Here is a 16,481-nt window from a genome sequence, read left to right on the forward strand (position 1 = left end):
TGGAACACTAAAAACACACCATGGCAAAATCTGTTAAAAATATCATTATTACTTTCGTTATTGGGTGTGCTGTATTTGTATTGGCCAACTTTATTTTTAACGGATTCGATTTTGAAAGCCTAAACGATTTTTTAATAAATTTTGCATTTTACCAATTGTACGCTTTTGTTTTGGGCTACTCCAATATGTATTTTTTCGACCTTATAGGAAGGCGCCACTGGAAACGAGAAGACACCATAAAACGCATAGTAATTAGTGTTTTAGGTTCTACTATTATTACGCTTATAGGCTTGTTTCTTTTAAGGGCTTCTACAGCGGTTTTTTATTCGGGCAGAACATTCGGGCACTTTTTGGCCAACGAAAAGCTTCATTACTACCAATTTGGTTTATGGGTAACTTTAACCATCGTTATCATTTTTCATGTTGTTTATTTTTATAATAAGTATCAGCAAAACAAAATAAAAGAACAAAAGGTAATTGCAGGTACGGCAAGTGCCAAGTTCGATGCCTTAAAAAATCAGTTGGATCCGCATTTTCTATTCAATAGCTTAAATGTATTAACCAGTTTAATTGAAGAAAATCCAGATAGCGCACAAAAGTTCACCACAGCACTATCCAAAGTATATCGCTATGTTTTAGAACAGAAAAACAAAGAATTGGTAACAGTAGATGAAGAATTGCAATTCGCAAAAACCTATATGTCGCTGCTTAAAATGCGGTTTGAAGACAGTATCGTATTCACTATGCCCGAAAAAGCAAAAAACCCAGAAAGCAAAGTAGTGCCACTAGCGTTGCAACTACTATTGGAAAACGCCGTAAAGCACAATATGGTAACATCTACCAAACCCTTGCATATTAAAATTTACGAAGACCAAGGCAATCTGGTGGTCGAAAACAATTTACAGCCCAAACAAATCTTAAAAAAAAGCAGTGGTGTGGGCTTGGGCAATATTATGCAACGCTACGATTTATTAACCAACCGAAAAATAAACATTAACAAACAAGCAAACCGTTTTGCAGTAGCCATACCAATGCTTACTAAACAAACTTCTATTATGAGAACCCAAGAAACACAACCCGCACTAAACGACAGTTACATGCGTGCCCTGGACCATGTTGACGAACTTAAAGGCTTTTACTACAGCCTAATATCGTACTGTTTGGTCATCCCGTTTTTAATATTTATAAACTATAAAACCTCATGGGGATTCCAATGGTTTTGGTTCCCTATGTTTGGTTGGGGCATAGGTATAGCCATACAAGCCTTTAAGGTTTTTGTTAACGATGGCGCCTTTGGCAGGAAATGGGAAAAACGTAAAATGGAAGAGTTTATGAAAAACGAAAAAAACAATTGGGACTAAAAAAACAAACCTCCATGAAAAGAATAGCAGATTCAGAAACCAATAAAAAAGCCCTAAGAGCCCGCAAACGTGTTGAAGCCATTAAAGGCTTTTACCAGCATCTTTTCGCATATTGTTTGTTTACGCCGTTTACCATTTTTATTAACTACAAAACCTACTGGGACTATAAATGGTTTTGGTTTTCGGTAATAGGTTGGGGCATTGCCGTGGCAGTTCATGCATTGTCGGTTTTTGTTAAAAAAGGTTTTTTTGGAAGCCAATGGGAAGCCCGCAAAATTGAAGAATTGATGCGCAAAGAAGAAAACCGTTGAAATTAATACAAAACACCATGCAAACAAATAAATTAGAACCCTACCAAAACAAAAACTACCAAAAAGAACAAGCCTATGTTCGAGCAAAAAAACGCGTTAAAGAACTAAAAGGTTTCTATTGGCACGCATTCTGGTATGTTGTGGTTAACATTTTCATTATAACCATAATCGTATCCAATAATGGCCATCTGTGGCACTTTGGCACCTTTTCAACAGCCATTTTTTGGGGCATAGGCCTGGGCTTTCATGCCTTAGGGGTTTTTGGCAAAAACCTGGTTTTTAGTAAATCTTGGGAAAATCGGAAAATCAGGGAATATATGGATAAAGATAAAAAACAATGGAAATAATTAGGGCGTTACCCCAAAAAAAGGGGTCGGGCTTTCCACTATATCTTTTTTGTGCTTAACTTGTTACAGTAACTCCTAAGGTTTGTTTCCCACATTATAAATACGTTTTAACACAAACCTATAGTTAAGCACAAAAAAGGATGCCGTATCAATCCCTAACGCGGGGCAAGTCAGCAGTTGGCAGTAATCGGTCGCAACCAAAAAATATTTAAAAAAGCCAGTACATAAAAAACAGCAAATTCAAGGCAAAATAAAAAAGATTTCCTCCTTCGAGGAAATGAAAAAAAATAACTTATCAATGAACCTAATAATCATAGAAGACGAAAAGCCCTCAGCACGACGTTTACAGCGCATGCTTCAAAAATTAAATTTAGAAACCGAAACCATGCTGCATTCCGTCCAAGAATCCATCAACTGGTTTCAAAGCAACCCACATCCAGATTTAATATTTTTAGACATCCAATTAAGCGATGGTTTATCCTTCGAAATATTTGAAGCCATCAACATTAAAAGCGCCGTTATTTTCACCACAGCTTACGATGAGTATGCGCTGCAAGCCTTTAAATTAAACAGCATCGACTACTTGTTAAAACCCATAGACGAAGATGATTTGGCCTCGGCCGTAAAAAAATACCAAGAGCGCACACCCCAACAAAAAGCCGTAACCCTCGATTTTAACGATATTAAAAAACTCCTTGTAAACCCCATCGACAGAGCATACAAAAAGCGTTTTTCGGTAAAAGTGGGGCAGCATTTAAAGCTTGTCAATATAGACGATATAGAGTGTTTTTACAGCGAAAACAAAGGCACGTATTTATACACCAACGAAGGGCGTAACTACCTGTTGGATAGCACCTTGGAAGAACTGGAAAACGAGTTGGAACCACAAACCTTTTATCGTATAAACCGAAAATTCTTTGTAAACATTAATGCCATAAAAGATATGGTAAGCTATACCAACTCACGCTTGCAAATAAAACTAAACCATTACAACCAACAAGATGTAATTGTGGCACGCGAGCGCGTTAAAGATTTTAAAGCTTGGTTGGAGTAAGTTTTAAAGTGTTTTAAACAATGCCACTAAAGCTGGCATAAGTTTTAAAAACAATCATTTTATATTTAACTTTGCATTTCATTTTAAAAAAACGAAATATTATGGCAGTAATTATGCATGTAGATTTTCCGCACAAAGGCATTTGGGGAAAAGAAATGGCGGTTCAAATGGAAGAGCTTGCAAACAGCATTACCACAGAACCCGGTTTTATCTGGAAATTCTGGACAGAAAACAAAACAGAAGAAATGGCAGGAGGCGTTTATATGTTCGATTCTCGCGAAAACGCCGAGAAATATCTTAAAATGCACTCAGAAAGACTGGCCAAATTTGGATACTCCAATATTAGAGGTAAAGTTTTTGAAATAAACCAAGAACTCTCAAAAATTTGTAAAGCTCCTTTTTAACCTAAAATAAAACCTCGAGGCTTTGCCTCGGGGATAGTTTATTTCAATATTTTTATACTATTCAATATTTTACAGCATCAATTCAATTTTCGGTTAAGCCTAAAGCTTCTGTTTTTTGTTTAATACTTCCACGGCCTTGATCGCTCAACAAGATAATCGTTTGTTTTTCTCGTCACATTATAATCTATTCCAACATCATCGTATTTTTAGCCATGTTGCTCTGTGTAAACTTGTCCGCGATGCGGTTTTAAAGCATCTCTAACAGGTTTCATGTTAGCTTCGGTTACAACCATAAAAGCAATGGCGTGAAAACCTGAGATAGCCCTGAAACCAGTAATGTTTGGCTCTAGCTTTTCCAATTTAATATAGTCTTTTAAATGTATTTCGTGATGTTCGGCAATTTTTAGAGCATCGGCACCCCGAAAATCCCAAATAAGTTTTAGTTTGCGCATTGTTTATTCTAATTAAAAACAGGTTTAAAAGTAACCATATTTAGTATAAATGGAGTAATATTTTTACTTTTTAAACGTTTGTTAAAGCAGCTTGTATTATAGCTTTATATTAGTATTTTTGTAACCGTCCGAAAAATTTTTTATCCATGAAATTTAAACATTTTTTTACACTACTATTTACAGCAACGGTGTTGCACATTAATGCGCAATCTGATACTAACGAGGTGCTTTTTACAGTAGATAACGACCCGGTTTATGTCTCGGAATTTATAAGGGTGTATAATAAAAACCTCGATTTGGTTCAAGACGAATCTCAAAAAGATATCGATGAATATTTATCGCTTTTTACGGCTTACAAATTAAAGTTAAAAGAAGCCAAAACTTTGGGGCTGGATAAAAAACCATCGTATTTAAGAGAGCTAAACACATATAAAAAACAACTCGCAAAAAATTTTATTTACGATAATAAAGTAACCGATGCTTTGGTTAAAGAGGCTTACAATAGAATATCTTACGAAGTAAATGCCAACCATATTTTAATAAAAATACCAGAAAACGCAAACCCGCAAGATACTTTGGTGGCGTTTAATAAGATTAGCAAATTACGAGATAGAGCTTTAAACGAAGGCTTTGAAAAGGTTAGGAAAGAAGTGCACAACGGAACATCTGTTTTTGGCGAAGCCTTAGGTTATTTTTCTGGATTTAGAATGGTTTATAAATTTGAAAACGCTGCTTACAATACAAAAGTTGGCGAAATTTCGCAACCGTTTCGTACCCGTTTTGGTTATCATATCGTTACCGTTTTAGATAAGCGAAAATCTAGAGGCGAGCGCACCGTAGCACATATTATGATAGGCATTAAGCAAAATGATACTTTAAACGAAAACCCAGAAACTAGAATACAGGATATTTACAAAAAGTTAAATCAAGGTGAAGATTTTGAAGCCTTGGCAAAACAGTTTTCAGAAGATAAAAATTCGGCAGCAAAAGGCGGTTTATTGGCTGCTTTCTCCAGTGGTAAATTAAGTTCGCCAGAATTTGAAGACGTCGCTTTTAATTTGAAAGAAGTTGGCGATGTGTCTCAACCCTTTAAAACCAAATACGGTTGGCACATTGTTAAATTGCACGCAAAAAAATTAACCCCACCATTTGAAGTTATAAAATCGGAGTTGGAAGCCAAGGTAAAGCGAGATTCGCGCTCTAAAATAATCGATGCGGCCCTGCACCATAAGCTAAAAACGAAGTACAATATTGATGACCAACAACCGGCACTAGCCTATTTTGAGTCGATTTTAAATAATGATTATTTTAAAAACACTTGGAAGCTACCATCAAACTTTAAAGGCGATTCGTCTTTAATTAAAATAGGAAACACATCATTTACATTTAAAGATTTTGGTGATTATTTAGAAAAAACACAACGTGGTGCTAATCCGAAATCTACATTAAAAACCATCGTTTCAGAAAAATACGATACCTTTTTAAATACACGATTAATTCAATATCAAGAAAATCATTTAGAAGAAGAAAACCAAGAATTTGCCCATATAGTTAACGAGTATAGAGATGGCTTGTTATTGTTTGATTTAATGGAAAGTACCATTTGGAATACCGCAAAAACAGATTCTTTAGGGGTTCAAGATTACTACAACACCAATAAAGAAAAGTATATGTTGCCAAAACGTATTGATGCTGTAGTGGCATCGTCTGCCAAACAAAGGGTGTTAAAAAAAGTAGCCAAATTACTAGACGAAAACATGGATTTAAACGTTATAAAAAAATTAGTGAACAATAATGGCAAAGTGCACGTAGTTTTTACATCGGGTACAATGGATGCCAACCATCAAGCGCTACCCGATAATTTTCAGTTTGCCAAGGGCATTTCAAAAATTTACAAGCACAACAAAGCATTTATAGTCGCTAAAGTAAACGCCGTTTTCCCAAAACAACTAAAAACCCTCGATGAAGCCAAAGGCTTGGTGCTAAGCGATTACCAAGCCTTTAAAGAAAAAAACTGGGTTAATCAGCTAAAAGAAAAGTATAGCGTAGTAATTAATGAAAATGCGCTAAATAAAGTTAAAAATCAAATTAAAAATTAACAGTTGAAATTAAAAACCCTAATAATTATTGCGGTAAGCCTATTGGTTACATCCTGTAATTTTTTTAAAACCACAGAAAATGGCGTGCCCGTTGCAAGGGTTAACCAAAGCTATTTATATTACGATGATATTAAAGATTTAACTACCAATGCCACTACCCAAGAAGACAGCATTTTGTTGGTTAATAATTTTATTAACCGTTGGGCAACCCAACAACTGTTTATTGATGGTGCCATGCTTAATTTAAGGGAAGAAGAACAAGAAACCTTTAACAGGCTGGTAGAGCAGTACAAAGCCGATTTATTTACCAAGGCCTACATAGAGGGGCTGGTAAAGCAAAACCTAGATACCTCGCTTACAAAAGAAGCGGCCCAGAGTTATTACGAAAAAAACAAAGAAGCCTTTAAGTTAAATGAAGAACTGATAAAGTTGCGCTATGTGCATGTAGATGAAAACATGATTAACTACAAGACCATTAAAGAGCAGTTTAAACGCTTCGAACCAGACGATAAAAAAGCACTGGATTCTATGTCCATTCAATTTAAATCGTTTTCGTTAAACGATTCCATTTGGGTTAGGGTTAGTCAGGTTATGGGTAAAATAGCTGTAATTAACCCCGAAAATAAAAACGAACTGTTAAAAAAATCTAATTTTTTACAACTCAAAGATTCATTAGGAGTATATTTGATGCAAATTAACGACGTTTTGCTGCGTAACGATACTGCACCTTTGGAATATGTAAAGCCCACCATAAAGCAAATCGTTATCAATAAAAGGAAGTTGGAACTTATTAGAGAATTAAAAAAAGACATAACAAAAGATGCTATTAAAAACAAACAATTTGAAATTTACAATTAATTTGAAGCATATATTTATTTTAAGCATAACCTTACTCGCTGTAAATGTTGTGTCTGCGCAAGAGATTATTGAAGACGAAGTTAAAGAAACAGCAAAAAAAACAGATACTGTAAAGAACAATTTTAAAGCACAAAAAGTAGATGGTGTTGCAGCCGTTGTGGGCGATTATATTGTTTTAGAATCTGATTTGGATAAAGAATACAAACAATTAGAAGCCCAAGGTGTAGATATTAAAGCTATAAAACCCTGCGAGTTATTTGGCAAGCTTTTAGAGAATAAATTGTATGCGCACCACGCCGTTCAAGACAGTGTTCAGGTGTCCGATGCCGAAATTCGCCAACAGGTAGATTATACCATACAGCAGTTTTTGCAACAAACGGGAGGCTCTATGGAAAAGCTTCTGGAAATTCACAGAAAAGAAGACGAAAAAAGCTATAGAGATGAAATATTCGAGATTATAAAAAACAATCAATTAGCTTCAAGAATGCAAGCTAAAATTGTTGAAGATGTTGATATTACCCCCGATGAGGTTCGAATTTTTTTCAACAACATTCCAAAAGACGAAAGACCCATTTTCGGTACCGAATTAAAAGTGGCGCAAATTGTAGCAGAACCCAAAGTGTCTGAAGATGAAAAGCAAAAAATAATTGATCGCCTAAAAGGGTTTAAAGCCGATGTTGTAGAAAATGGCGCCAGTTTCAGATCTAAAGTTGTGTTATATGGTCAAGACCCAGGAATGAAAGAGTCTGGTTATATCTATACTTTAGATAGAAAAAAACCTAGAATGGTTAAAGAATTTAGAGATGTTGCCTTCGCATTGCAAGAAGGAGAGGTTTCAGATCCTTTTGAAACAGAATTTGGGTTTCATATTATTAAACTCGAAAAAATAAGAGGGCAGCAATACGATGTGAGCCATGTTCTTTTGATTCCTAAAGTCTCTAACGATGCTATTAAAGAAGCCAAAGAACGCCTTGAAAAAGTAAGGGAAAAAATTGTAGCCGGCGATATTACTTTTGCCGAGGCCGCACGGGAATCGAGTGACGAAAAAGAAACAAAATTTGATGGCGGACAATTAATTAATCCGCAAACTCAAGACTACAATTTTGAGTTAACTAGAATGGATCCCGAGTTGTACGCCCAAATTCAAAACCTAAAAGATAACGAGGTAAGTTTGGTGCTTAGAGAAGAAGATAGAAGAGGAAAAGTAAAGTTTAAAATTTTAACAGTTACAGATAGAATAGATGAGCACGAAGCAGATTACGCACGCGATTATCTAAAAATAAAAGAGCAAGCCTTAAACGAAAAACGAGTTATCGCTATAGAAAAATGGCAAAAAGAAAAAATATTAGATACTTATATTAAAATTAGCGGAAAACACAGAGAGTGCAATTTTTCTAGTAACTGGTTAAAACAATAAAATATGTCGGATGTAGCTGCCGTTAACCAATTTGTAAAACGATATAAAGATTTAAAAACCGAAATAGCCAAAGTCATTGTTGGGCAAGACCAGGTTGTAAATCAAATTTTAATTTCAATATTTTCTGGTGGTCACTCTTTGCTTATCGGGGTTCCTGGTCTAGCAAAAACCTTAATGGTAAATACCATAGCACAGGCTTTGGGGCTGGATTTTAAACGCATTCAATTCACACCGGATTTAATGCCCAGTGATATTTTAGGTAGTGAGATTTTAGACGAAGACCGTCATTTTAAATTCATTAAAGGCCCTATTTTTGCCAATATAATTTTAGCCGACGAGATTAACCGTACACCACCAAAAACCCAAGCCGCTTTATTAGAAGCCATGCAAGAACGTGCTGTTACCGTTGCGGGGCATCATTATAAATTAAGTTTGCCGTACTTTGTATTGGCTACACAAAACCCCATTGAGCAAGAAGGTACCTACCCGTTACCCGAAGCCCAATTGGACCGTTTTATGTTTGCCATAAATTTAGGCTATCCTTCCTTTAAAGAAGAAGTACAGGTTGTAAAAGCTACCACAACGGATAAGCAAGTACAGGTAAATGCCTTGTTTTCTGCTCAAGAGATTATCGATTTTCAGCAGCTTATTCGTCGTATGCCCGTTGCCGATAACGTTATTGAGTACGCCGTAGCCATGGTTGGAAAAACGAGACCAAATACCGATGCGGCAAACGATTTGGTTAAAAATTACATCGATTGGGGCGCAGGCCCGAGAGCATCACAAAACTTAATTTTGGCAGCTAAAACCCACGCTGCCATTCACGGTAAATTTTCTCCGGATATTGAGGATGTTCAGGCCGTGGCCCATAGTATTTTAAGACATCGCATTATTAAAAACTACAAGGCTGAAGCCGAAGGTGTTTCAGAAGAACAAGTTATTAAAAGTCTTTTTTAGTTTATTTTTATTATAAATTGAGCGACCGGCGTAATCGAACTGCACTCGAAATCTAGTTTTTTATTGTTTTTTCAATAGCAATAGATTTAAAACCATCTTTTAAATTATCTGTTCGCATTTGCGGCACGTAATTATAATAGTATCTTATGTAGTCTATTTGTTTTTTATTCACACAAGGCAAATTGCCATCTCCTGTAGCCCAAAAAAACACATCTTCATTTGGTGAATAAAACTCAAAACCATCAATATTATGCATGGTATATTTAGTTTCGGTTTTAGTGTTTGCTTCTGGGATAATAATGTTTTTAAGTTTGAACGTATTTAATTCCATAGCAAAATTATTGTTGGTAAACGCATTCAAATCAATGGTTATAAAAACAGGAATAGCACTTAAAATTACCGATAGGTAAACTAAGTAAAGCCCAGCTTTTCTGATTGCTGAAAACCTTAAAAATACCTGAATGCCCAAAAAAGAAACAAACACAAAAAAGAATCGGTACTGTGGCGATGTAAACCATAATAATACAAGTTGGATAATGGCCAAAATAAAGATTATAAATAAACTGGATTTGTCTTTGTTCTTGTAAACAGCCCACGGAAAAACAATTAACAGAAGTATAAATGCTTTGTTGAATAAACCATCTAATTTAGGTAGGGTTAGCCATACTTTTACTTTTTCTAAAAAACCTAATTGCGACACATCCATATTGCTCATGCCTTCTAAATAGGTGCCCAGTTTATAAAAATTTAAAAGTTCTTTGGGTACTTTCCAATCAAAGTCAACTAAATCGATTTGTGTAATGGGGTAAAGTAAATACCCTGAAACAATTGCGTTTTTAGAGATAAATAGCACTAAAACAGTAATGCTAAAAAATAAATATTGCCACAATTGGCTTTTTAAAGTGTTATAATTATTTAAGAAAAGTATTAATATTAATGTTGATAAAACCACCATGGTTACTTTAACAAAACATAAGAAAAGCACCAAGCTTAAAAAGATTTTAAAGTCGTTTTTACTGATGTTTTTATAATTTACAATAAACAGATAGAATATATAAGGCGTTATTAAAAAGATAATTAAATCTGGCGAAGGCGCATTAACAAATTGCATTAAGAAAAGCGAAAATAGGAGTATCAATCCCAAACTAAAATCTTGGATGTTTTCACTATTATTACTCAATTTCTCAACGGCGAAAATGCTAAACACAACAAACAAAAAACCATTTATATCATTATGAAAATTTGAAAAAAACGGAAAATTAAACCCTGCTTGCAATGTGTGCCACGACGAATTTTGTCCTAAAAACATATGTACATTCGCTAATCCTTTTACGTAGCCAAATTCATTAATCCATTTTATGGTTTGAATGTAATAAGTTTCATTATCAATTAAATAGGGTTTGGTGCTACTTTGTGCTAATAGAATAGTAAACAGAAATAAATAAAGAATTTTGTGTTGAATATTTAAGCTTTTAAAAGTTTTAAATGTAGAACTCAAATAGTCTATAATAATGTTTTTAAACCGGTATGCAAGCAACAGATTTAAACATAAAACAAGTAGGTAATATTCAATGTTTATTCTAATAAAAAAAGCAAAAAAGCTTGTAGTTATCGTATAAAATAAAAGCCCTAAAGCTATAACAACAAAACAGTTGCAAGTCTTTATGTTAAATATTTTTGTAAAAAGGATTCCAAAGTTTTTAGCTGTAAAGAAGATGTAAATCCAACTTAAAAAAATAAGTAGCATGCCCTAGTTGTTTGTTACAAACTTAATATTATTAAGTAGATAAATAACCAGTTGTTATTCCAAAATAGTTTTTTTCAATAATATGTAATGTAAATCAAAACTATAATTTATTGTTGATTTGAAAATTTTGAAGTGTAATTTTTACCGAATCATTATATTTTATGGTAAATTAATTGTTGTTGTTAAGAATTATTCAAAAATATAATAGATTTGATTAGAATTTTTTAAAGCCTGCTATTATTTGTATTTTTGCAAGACTTTCAAAAAACCGAACAATTAAAAACATAAAAAATATGGCATTCGATATTGATATGATAAAAGATGTTTACACCAAAATGGCAGAACGTGTAAACAAAGCACGCGAGATTGTGGGTAAACCCTTAACCTTATCCGAAAAGATATTGTACTCTCATTTATGGGACGGCAACCCTACCAAAGCCTTTGCAAGGGGTAAGGATTATGTGGATTTTGCACCAGATAGAATCGCATGTCAAGATGCAACAGCACAAATGGCGCTTTTACAGTTTATGCAAGCAGGAAAAGCTAAAGTAGCTGTACCTACAACAGTACATTGCGATCATTTAATCCAAGCAAAAGACGGTGCCGTAACCGATTTAAAACACGCCAACGATGTTAGTAGTGAAGTTTTCAATTTCTTGGAATCTGTTTCGAATAAATACGGTATCGGGTTTTGGAAACCTGGTGCAGGCATTATTCATCAAGTGGTTTTAGAAAACTATGCCTTTCCCGGAGGCATGATGATAGGTACCGATTCGCACACTGTAAATGCAGGCGGATTAGGTATGGTGGCCATAGGTGTTGGTGGTGCAGATGCTGTAGATGTTATGGCGGGAATGGCTTGGGAACTTAAATTTCCAAAACTAATTGGTGTGAGATTAACCGGAAAACTTTCTGGATGGACGGCACCAAAAGACGTGATCTTAAAAGTTGCCGAAATTCTTACCGTAAAAGGAGGAACAGGTGCTATTGTTGAATATTTTGGGCCTGGAGCGACTGCTATGTCCTGTACTGGAAAAGGCACCATTTGTAACATGGGAGCAGAAATAGGAGCAACCACATCAACATTTGGTTACGATGAATCTATGGAGCGTTATTTACGCGCCACCGATAGAGCCGATGTTGCCGATGCTGCTAACGCAGTAAAAGAGCATTTAACAGCCGATGCTGAGGTTTACGATAACCCAGAACAATATTTCGATCAGGTTATAGACATTAACCTTTCTGAATTAGGCCCATTATTAAACGGGCCCTTTACTCCAGATTTGTCAACTACTGTTGGTAGTGAAATGACCGAAAAAGCTAAGGCTAACGATTGGCCAATTACTGTTGAATGGGGATTAATAGGGTCTTGTACAAACTCCTCTTATGAAGATTTATCGCGGGCCTCATCCATAGCACAACAAGCTTTGGATAAAGGTTTGAAAATGAAATCTGAATTAGGAATCAACCCAGGTTCTGAGCAAGTACGTTACACCGCAGAACGTGATGGTATTCTTGAGGTTTTCGAAAAGCTGGACGCCAAAATATTCACCAATGCCTGTGGGCCATGTATTGGGCAATGGGCAAGATATTCAGACCCTAAAAATGCACCAAAAAACAGCATTGTACATTCTTTTAACAGAAATTTTGCAAAGCGAGCCGATGGTAATCCAAACACTCACGCTTTTGTTGCTTCACCAGAGATAACCGCAGCTATCGCTATTGCGGGACGATTGGATTTTAATCCGCTTAAAGATAAGTTGATTAACGAAAATGGTGAAGAAGTGATGTTCGACGAACCCACAGGATGGGAATTGCCACCAAAAGGTTTCGATGTAAAAGATAATGGCTATTTGGCACCAGAAAAAGACGGAAGCCACGTTCAAGTTTCTGTTAAAGACGATTCAGAGCGCCTGCAATTATTAACACCTTTCAAGCCTATAGGAAACACCATTACAGGGGCCAAATTATTAATAAAGGCCTTTGGCAAATGTACCACAGACCATATTTCTATGGCGGGACCATGGTTGCGTTTTAGAGGGCATTTAGATAATATTGCAAACAACACCTTAATAGGTGCTGTTAATGCCTTTAACCAAAAAACAAACTTTGTTAAAAATCAATTAACAGGAGATTATGGTGGTGTGCCAGATGTACAGCGTGCCTACAAAAAAGCAGGCATTAAAACCATTGTTGTTGGCGATCATAACTATGGAGAAGGCTCATCGCGCGAGCATGCAGCTATGCAACCAAGACACCTTGGCGTTGCTGCTGTTATTGTAAAATCGTTTGCACGAATACACGAAACCAATCTTAAAAAACAAGGTATGTTGGGCTTAACTTTTGATAAAGAAAGCGATTACGATTTGATTCAAGAAGATGATACATTTAACTTTACAGATTTAAACGAATTTGCTCCTGGAAAGCAATTAACATTGGAAGCCGTTCATACCGATGGTTCTAAAGATACCATTAAATTGAACCATACTTACAACCAAGCTCAGATTGAATGGTACAATCACGGTTCGGCACTTAATTTAATTAAGAAACAAAATGCATAATTTTTTTATCGGCAAGGTTGCGAAATCTTGCAGGTCGTAATAGAAAAAATCCAGTTTTTTAGCTGGATTTTTTTTATTGCTTTTTTTGGTGCCTGTTTTATTTTATTTCTTCTCGTAATATTTTATCCATTTTTCGCCCTTTGGCTAATTCATCCACCAACTTGTCCAAAAACCTGACTTGTTGAGTTAACGGATTATCTATGTCCTCAATTCGATAACCGCATATCACGCCTTTAATGAGGTGAGCATTCGCATTTAATTTTGCCTTTTGGAAGAATGTTTCAAAGCTTGACTTTTTATCGATAAGATCTTGAATTATCAAATCATCAAAACCTGTTAACCATTCTATCACTTGGTGGAGTTCTTCCTTTGTTCTGCCTTTCTTTAATACCTTTGTCAAGTAATGAGGGTAAACAGAGGCAAACGTTATTTTTGCGATTCTTTCATTGTGTTTGTCTGTAACTTTCATTTCTGCCTTTATTTAGTGGGGCTGAAGCTTTCAAGTCTATAAACCCAGTTTTTTTACTGAAATAAATCCTGATAGCCAACGGTACATCAAAGTTAATTAAAATACATCTTAAAAGAAGATGGTTTTTTTGCATTTAGAATGAAGATGAGCTAATCAATCAAAATCTCCAAAATCTTAATCGCGGCATTGCTAATTTTAGTGCCTGGGCCAAATACTGCCACAGCACCGGCATCAAATAAATATTGGTAATCTTGTTTTGGTATTACGCCACCAACAATAACCATAATATCGTCGCGTCCATATTTTTTTAAAGCATCAATTACTTGTGGGACCAATGTTTTGTGTCCTGCAGCAAGCGATGAAACCCCAAGTATATGCACATCGTTTTCTACGGCTTGTTTGGCGGCTTCTTGCGGGGTTTGAAATAAGGGGCCAATATCTACATCAAACCCTAAATCGGCATAACCCGTTGCCACAACTTTGGCGCCACGATCGTGTCCGTCTTGCCCTATTTTAGCAATCATAATTCGAGGTCGTCGCCCATCTTGTTGGGCAAAAACATCGGCTAGTGCTTTTGCTTTTTTAAAGCTATCGTCGTTTTTTATTTCTTTGCTATACACGCCAGAAAAAGATTTAATTTGTGCCTTATAGCGCCCGAAAACAACCTCTAGAGCATCGCTAATCTCGCCTAAAGTAGCCCTTTTGTGGGCAGCTTTAACAGCTAAAGCTAATAAATTCTCATGAAATGGAGAATCTTTTAAAACAGAACTTGGGGTTTCTTTTTTAGAAGTGTTTGGGTTATACCACGCTTTGGCAGCTTCGGTTAATTTCGATAAAGCCATTTTAACACTGTTATTATTTCTTTCTGATTTAATCTTGTTTAAACTGCTTATTTGCTGATTACGAACCGTTTGATTATCGACTTCTAAGGTGTTAATAGGGGCTTCTTCTTTTAATCTATATTTATTTACGCCAACAATAATGTCTTGTCCTGAATCTATGCGTGCTTGTTTGCGTGCTGCCGCTTGTTCTATTCTTATTTTCGGGATACCAGTTTCAATGGCTTTAGTCATACCTCCAAGTGCTTCAACTTCTTCAATTAAAGCCCATGCTTTTTGAGCTATATCGTGGGTTAGTTTTTCAACATAAAAACTACCCGCCCAAGGATCGACAGTTTTGGTAATTTTAGTTTCTTCTTGTAAAAACAGTTGCGTGTTTCTTGCTATGCGTGCCGAAAAATCTGTGGGTAAGGCAATGGCTTCGTCTAGCGCATTGGTATGTAAAGATTGCGTGCCGCCAAAAGCTGCTGCCGCCGCTTCAATGGTTGTTCGTGCAACGTTATTAAAAGGGTCCTGCTCTGTTAAACTCCAACCGCTGGTTTGGCAATGGGTGCGTAATGCCAGCGATTTTTCATTCTTTGGATTAAATTGTTTTACCAATTTTGCCCATAACATACGTGCTGCCCTCAATTTGGCAATTTCCATAAAATGATTCATGCCAATGGCCCAAAAAAAGGAAAGCCGGGGTGCAAAGGTATCTATATCCATGCCTGCATCTAACCCTTTTCTAATATACTCTAAACCATTGGCCAGCGTATAAGCGAGTTCAATATCGCAGGTGGCACCAGCTTCTTGCATATGGTAGCCCGAAATGCTAATGCTATTAAATTTGGGCATGTTTTTGCTGGTAAATTCAAAAATATCTGAAATAATTTTCATTGAAGGCCTTGGAGGGTAAATGTAGGTATTGCGCACCATAAACTCCTTTAAAATATCATTTTGAATGGTTCCGGCCAGTTGCTCTGGTTTAACGCCTTGTTCTTCTGCAGCTACGATATAGAATGCCATAATAGGTAACACAGCACCGTTCATAGTCATGGAAACCGACATTTTTTCTAACGGAATTTGGTTGAAAAGCGTTTTCATATCTTCAACCGAATCGATGGCGACACCTGCTTTACCAACATCGCCAACCACGCGTTGGTGGTCTGAATCGTAACCGCGGTGTGTGGCCAAATCGAAAGCCACAGATAGGCCTTTTTGTCCTGCTTCTAAATTACGTCTGTAAAAGGCGTTACTTTCTTCTGCGGTAGAAAATCCGGCGTACTGGCGAATGGTCCAAGGACGCCGTACGTACATGGTGCTGTAAGGTCCACGAAGATATGGTGCTATGCCGGCAACAAAATTAAGGTGCTCGATAGTTTGTAAATCGGTTTTAGAATAATTTGATTTTACAGGAATACCTTCAGCAGTTAAGAATTTTGAAGTTTTTAAATTACAGTTTCTTGCTTCGGGCTTTAAATTGATATTTTGGATGTTTTTTCGCATTTGGTTACTCTGCTAAGCCGTTGGATTTAATTTTCAGGCCCTATGTCTTATCTGTGCTATAAGCAAATATAAGAAACTTATGCATGGTATTTGTAAATTTGAGTATTGCATGGGTTT

14 protein-coding genes are annotated in these 16,481 nt (G+C 36.0%); 10 read left to right on the plus strand and 4 right to left on the minus strand.

Annotated elements, in window-relative coordinates; genetic code table 11:
• Positions 1-20 precede the first annotated feature (20 nt).
• From ACFSQS_RS10260 to ACFSQS_RS10280, 5 genes are all read left to right on the plus strand, one after another.
• Positions 21-1,361: a histidine kinase gene (locus ACFSQS_RS10260; protein ID WP_388018037.1), complete on the plus strand. Its 1,341-nt coding sequence runs from the start codon at positions 21-23 to the stop codon at positions 1,359-1,361.
• 14 nt (positions 1,362-1,375) lie between these two features.
• Positions 1,376-1,672 (plus strand): 2TM domain-containing protein, encoded by a 297-nt coding sequence (locus ACFSQS_RS10265; protein WP_388018040.1) that lies wholly within the window; start codon positions 1,376-1,378, stop codon positions 1,670-1,672.
• 17 nt (positions 1,673-1,689) lie between these two features.
• The gene (locus ACFSQS_RS10270; RefSeq protein ID WP_388018043.1) at positions 1,690-2,019 is read left to right on the plus strand and encodes a 2TM domain-containing protein; all 330 of its coding nucleotides are present in this window, start codon (positions 1,690-1,692) and stop codon (positions 2,017-2,019) included.
• Positions 2,020-2,317: 298 nt separating this feature from the next.
• Positions 2,318-3,073, plus strand: a complete 756-nt coding sequence (locus ACFSQS_RS10275; RefSeq protein WP_388018046.1) for a LytR/AlgR family response regulator transcription factor — start codon at positions 2,318-2,320, stop codon at positions 3,071-3,073.
• Positions 3,074-3,174: 101 nt separating this feature from the next.
• Positions 3,175-3,477 carry a monooxygenase gene (locus tag ACFSQS_RS10280; protein ID WP_388018049.1) on the plus strand — a complete coding sequence of 101 codons (303 nt, stop codon included), beginning with the start codon at positions 3,175-3,177 and terminating at the stop codon, positions 3,475-3,477.
• Positions 3,478-3,683: 206 nt separating this feature from the next.
• Here ACFSQS_RS10280 and ACFSQS_RS10285 read toward each other — a convergent pair whose 3' ends face one another.
• The gene (locus ACFSQS_RS10285; RefSeq protein ID WP_388018052.1) at positions 3,684-3,929 is read right to left on the minus strand and encodes a hypothetical protein; all 246 of its coding nucleotides are present in this window, start codon (positions 3,927-3,929) and stop codon (positions 3,684-3,686) included.
• A gap of 146 nt (positions 3,930-4,075) precedes the next feature.
• On the opposite strand from ACFSQS_RS10285, the gene ACFSQS_RS10290 reads away from it, so the two are divergent.
• From ACFSQS_RS10290 to ACFSQS_RS10305, 4 genes are read left to right on the plus strand one after another with little or no spacing between them, the layout of a single operon-like run.
• Complete coding sequence (locus ACFSQS_RS10290) at positions 4,076-6,028, plus strand: peptidylprolyl isomerase (protein WP_388018055.1); 1,953 nt, start codon at positions 4,076-4,078, stop codon at positions 6,026-6,028.
• Between the two features lie 3 nt (positions 6,029-6,031).
• Positions 6,032-6,886, plus strand: coding sequence for a peptidyl-prolyl cis-trans isomerase (locus tag ACFSQS_RS10295; RefSeq protein WP_388018058.1), 855 nt, complete (start codon positions 6,032-6,034; stop codon positions 6,884-6,886).
• A complete protein-coding gene (locus ACFSQS_RS10300; RefSeq protein WP_388018061.1) occupies positions 6,870-8,303 on the plus strand; it encodes a peptidylprolyl isomerase in 1,434 nt (477 codons plus the stop codon). The genes ACFSQS_RS10295 and ACFSQS_RS10300 overlap by 17 nt, the downstream gene beginning before the upstream one ends.
• A gap of 3 nt (positions 8,304-8,306) precedes the next feature.
• A complete protein-coding gene (locus ACFSQS_RS10305) occupies positions 8,307-9,260 on the plus strand; it encodes an AAA family ATPase (RefSeq protein WP_388018064.1) in 954 nt (317 codons plus the stop codon).
• 52 nt (positions 9,261-9,312) lie between these two features.
• Here the strand turns inward: ACFSQS_RS10305 and ACFSQS_RS10310 are convergent, their stop codons facing one another.
• Positions 9,313-11,007 carry an LIC_10190 family membrane protein gene (locus ACFSQS_RS10310; RefSeq protein ID WP_388018067.1) on the minus strand — a complete coding sequence of 565 codons (1,695 nt, stop codon included), beginning with the start codon at positions 11,005-11,007 and terminating at the stop codon, positions 9,313-9,315.
• A 293-nt stretch (positions 11,008-11,300) separates the two neighbouring features.
• Between ACFSQS_RS10310 and ACFSQS_RS10315 the strand changes: the two genes are divergently transcribed.
• Complete coding sequence (locus ACFSQS_RS10315; protein WP_388018070.1) at positions 11,301-13,568, plus strand: aconitate hydratase; 2,268 nt, start codon at positions 11,301-11,303, stop codon at positions 13,566-13,568.
• 97 nt (positions 13,569-13,665) lie between these two features.
• Here ACFSQS_RS10315 and ACFSQS_RS10320 read toward each other — a convergent pair whose 3' ends face one another.
• Both ACFSQS_RS10320 and scpA read right to left on the minus strand, forming a co-directional pair.
• The gene (locus ACFSQS_RS10320) at positions 13,666-14,037 is read right to left on the minus strand and encodes a DUF2200 domain-containing protein (RefSeq protein ID WP_388018073.1); all 372 of its coding nucleotides are present in this window, start codon (positions 14,035-14,037) and stop codon (positions 13,666-13,668) included.
• 149 nt (positions 14,038-14,186) lie between these two features.
• A complete protein-coding gene (scpA, locus tag ACFSQS_RS10325) occupies positions 14,187-16,364 on the minus strand; it encodes a methylmalonyl-CoA mutase (protein ID WP_388018076.1) in 2,178 nt (725 codons plus the stop codon).
• Positions 16,365-16,481 lie beyond the last annotated feature (117 nt).

This window comes from Gelatiniphilus marinus (genome assembly GCF_042684345.1).
GTDB classification, from domain to species: Bacteria; Bacteroidota; Bacteroidia; order Flavobacteriales; family Flavobacteriaceae; genus Gelatiniphilus; species Gelatiniphilus marinus.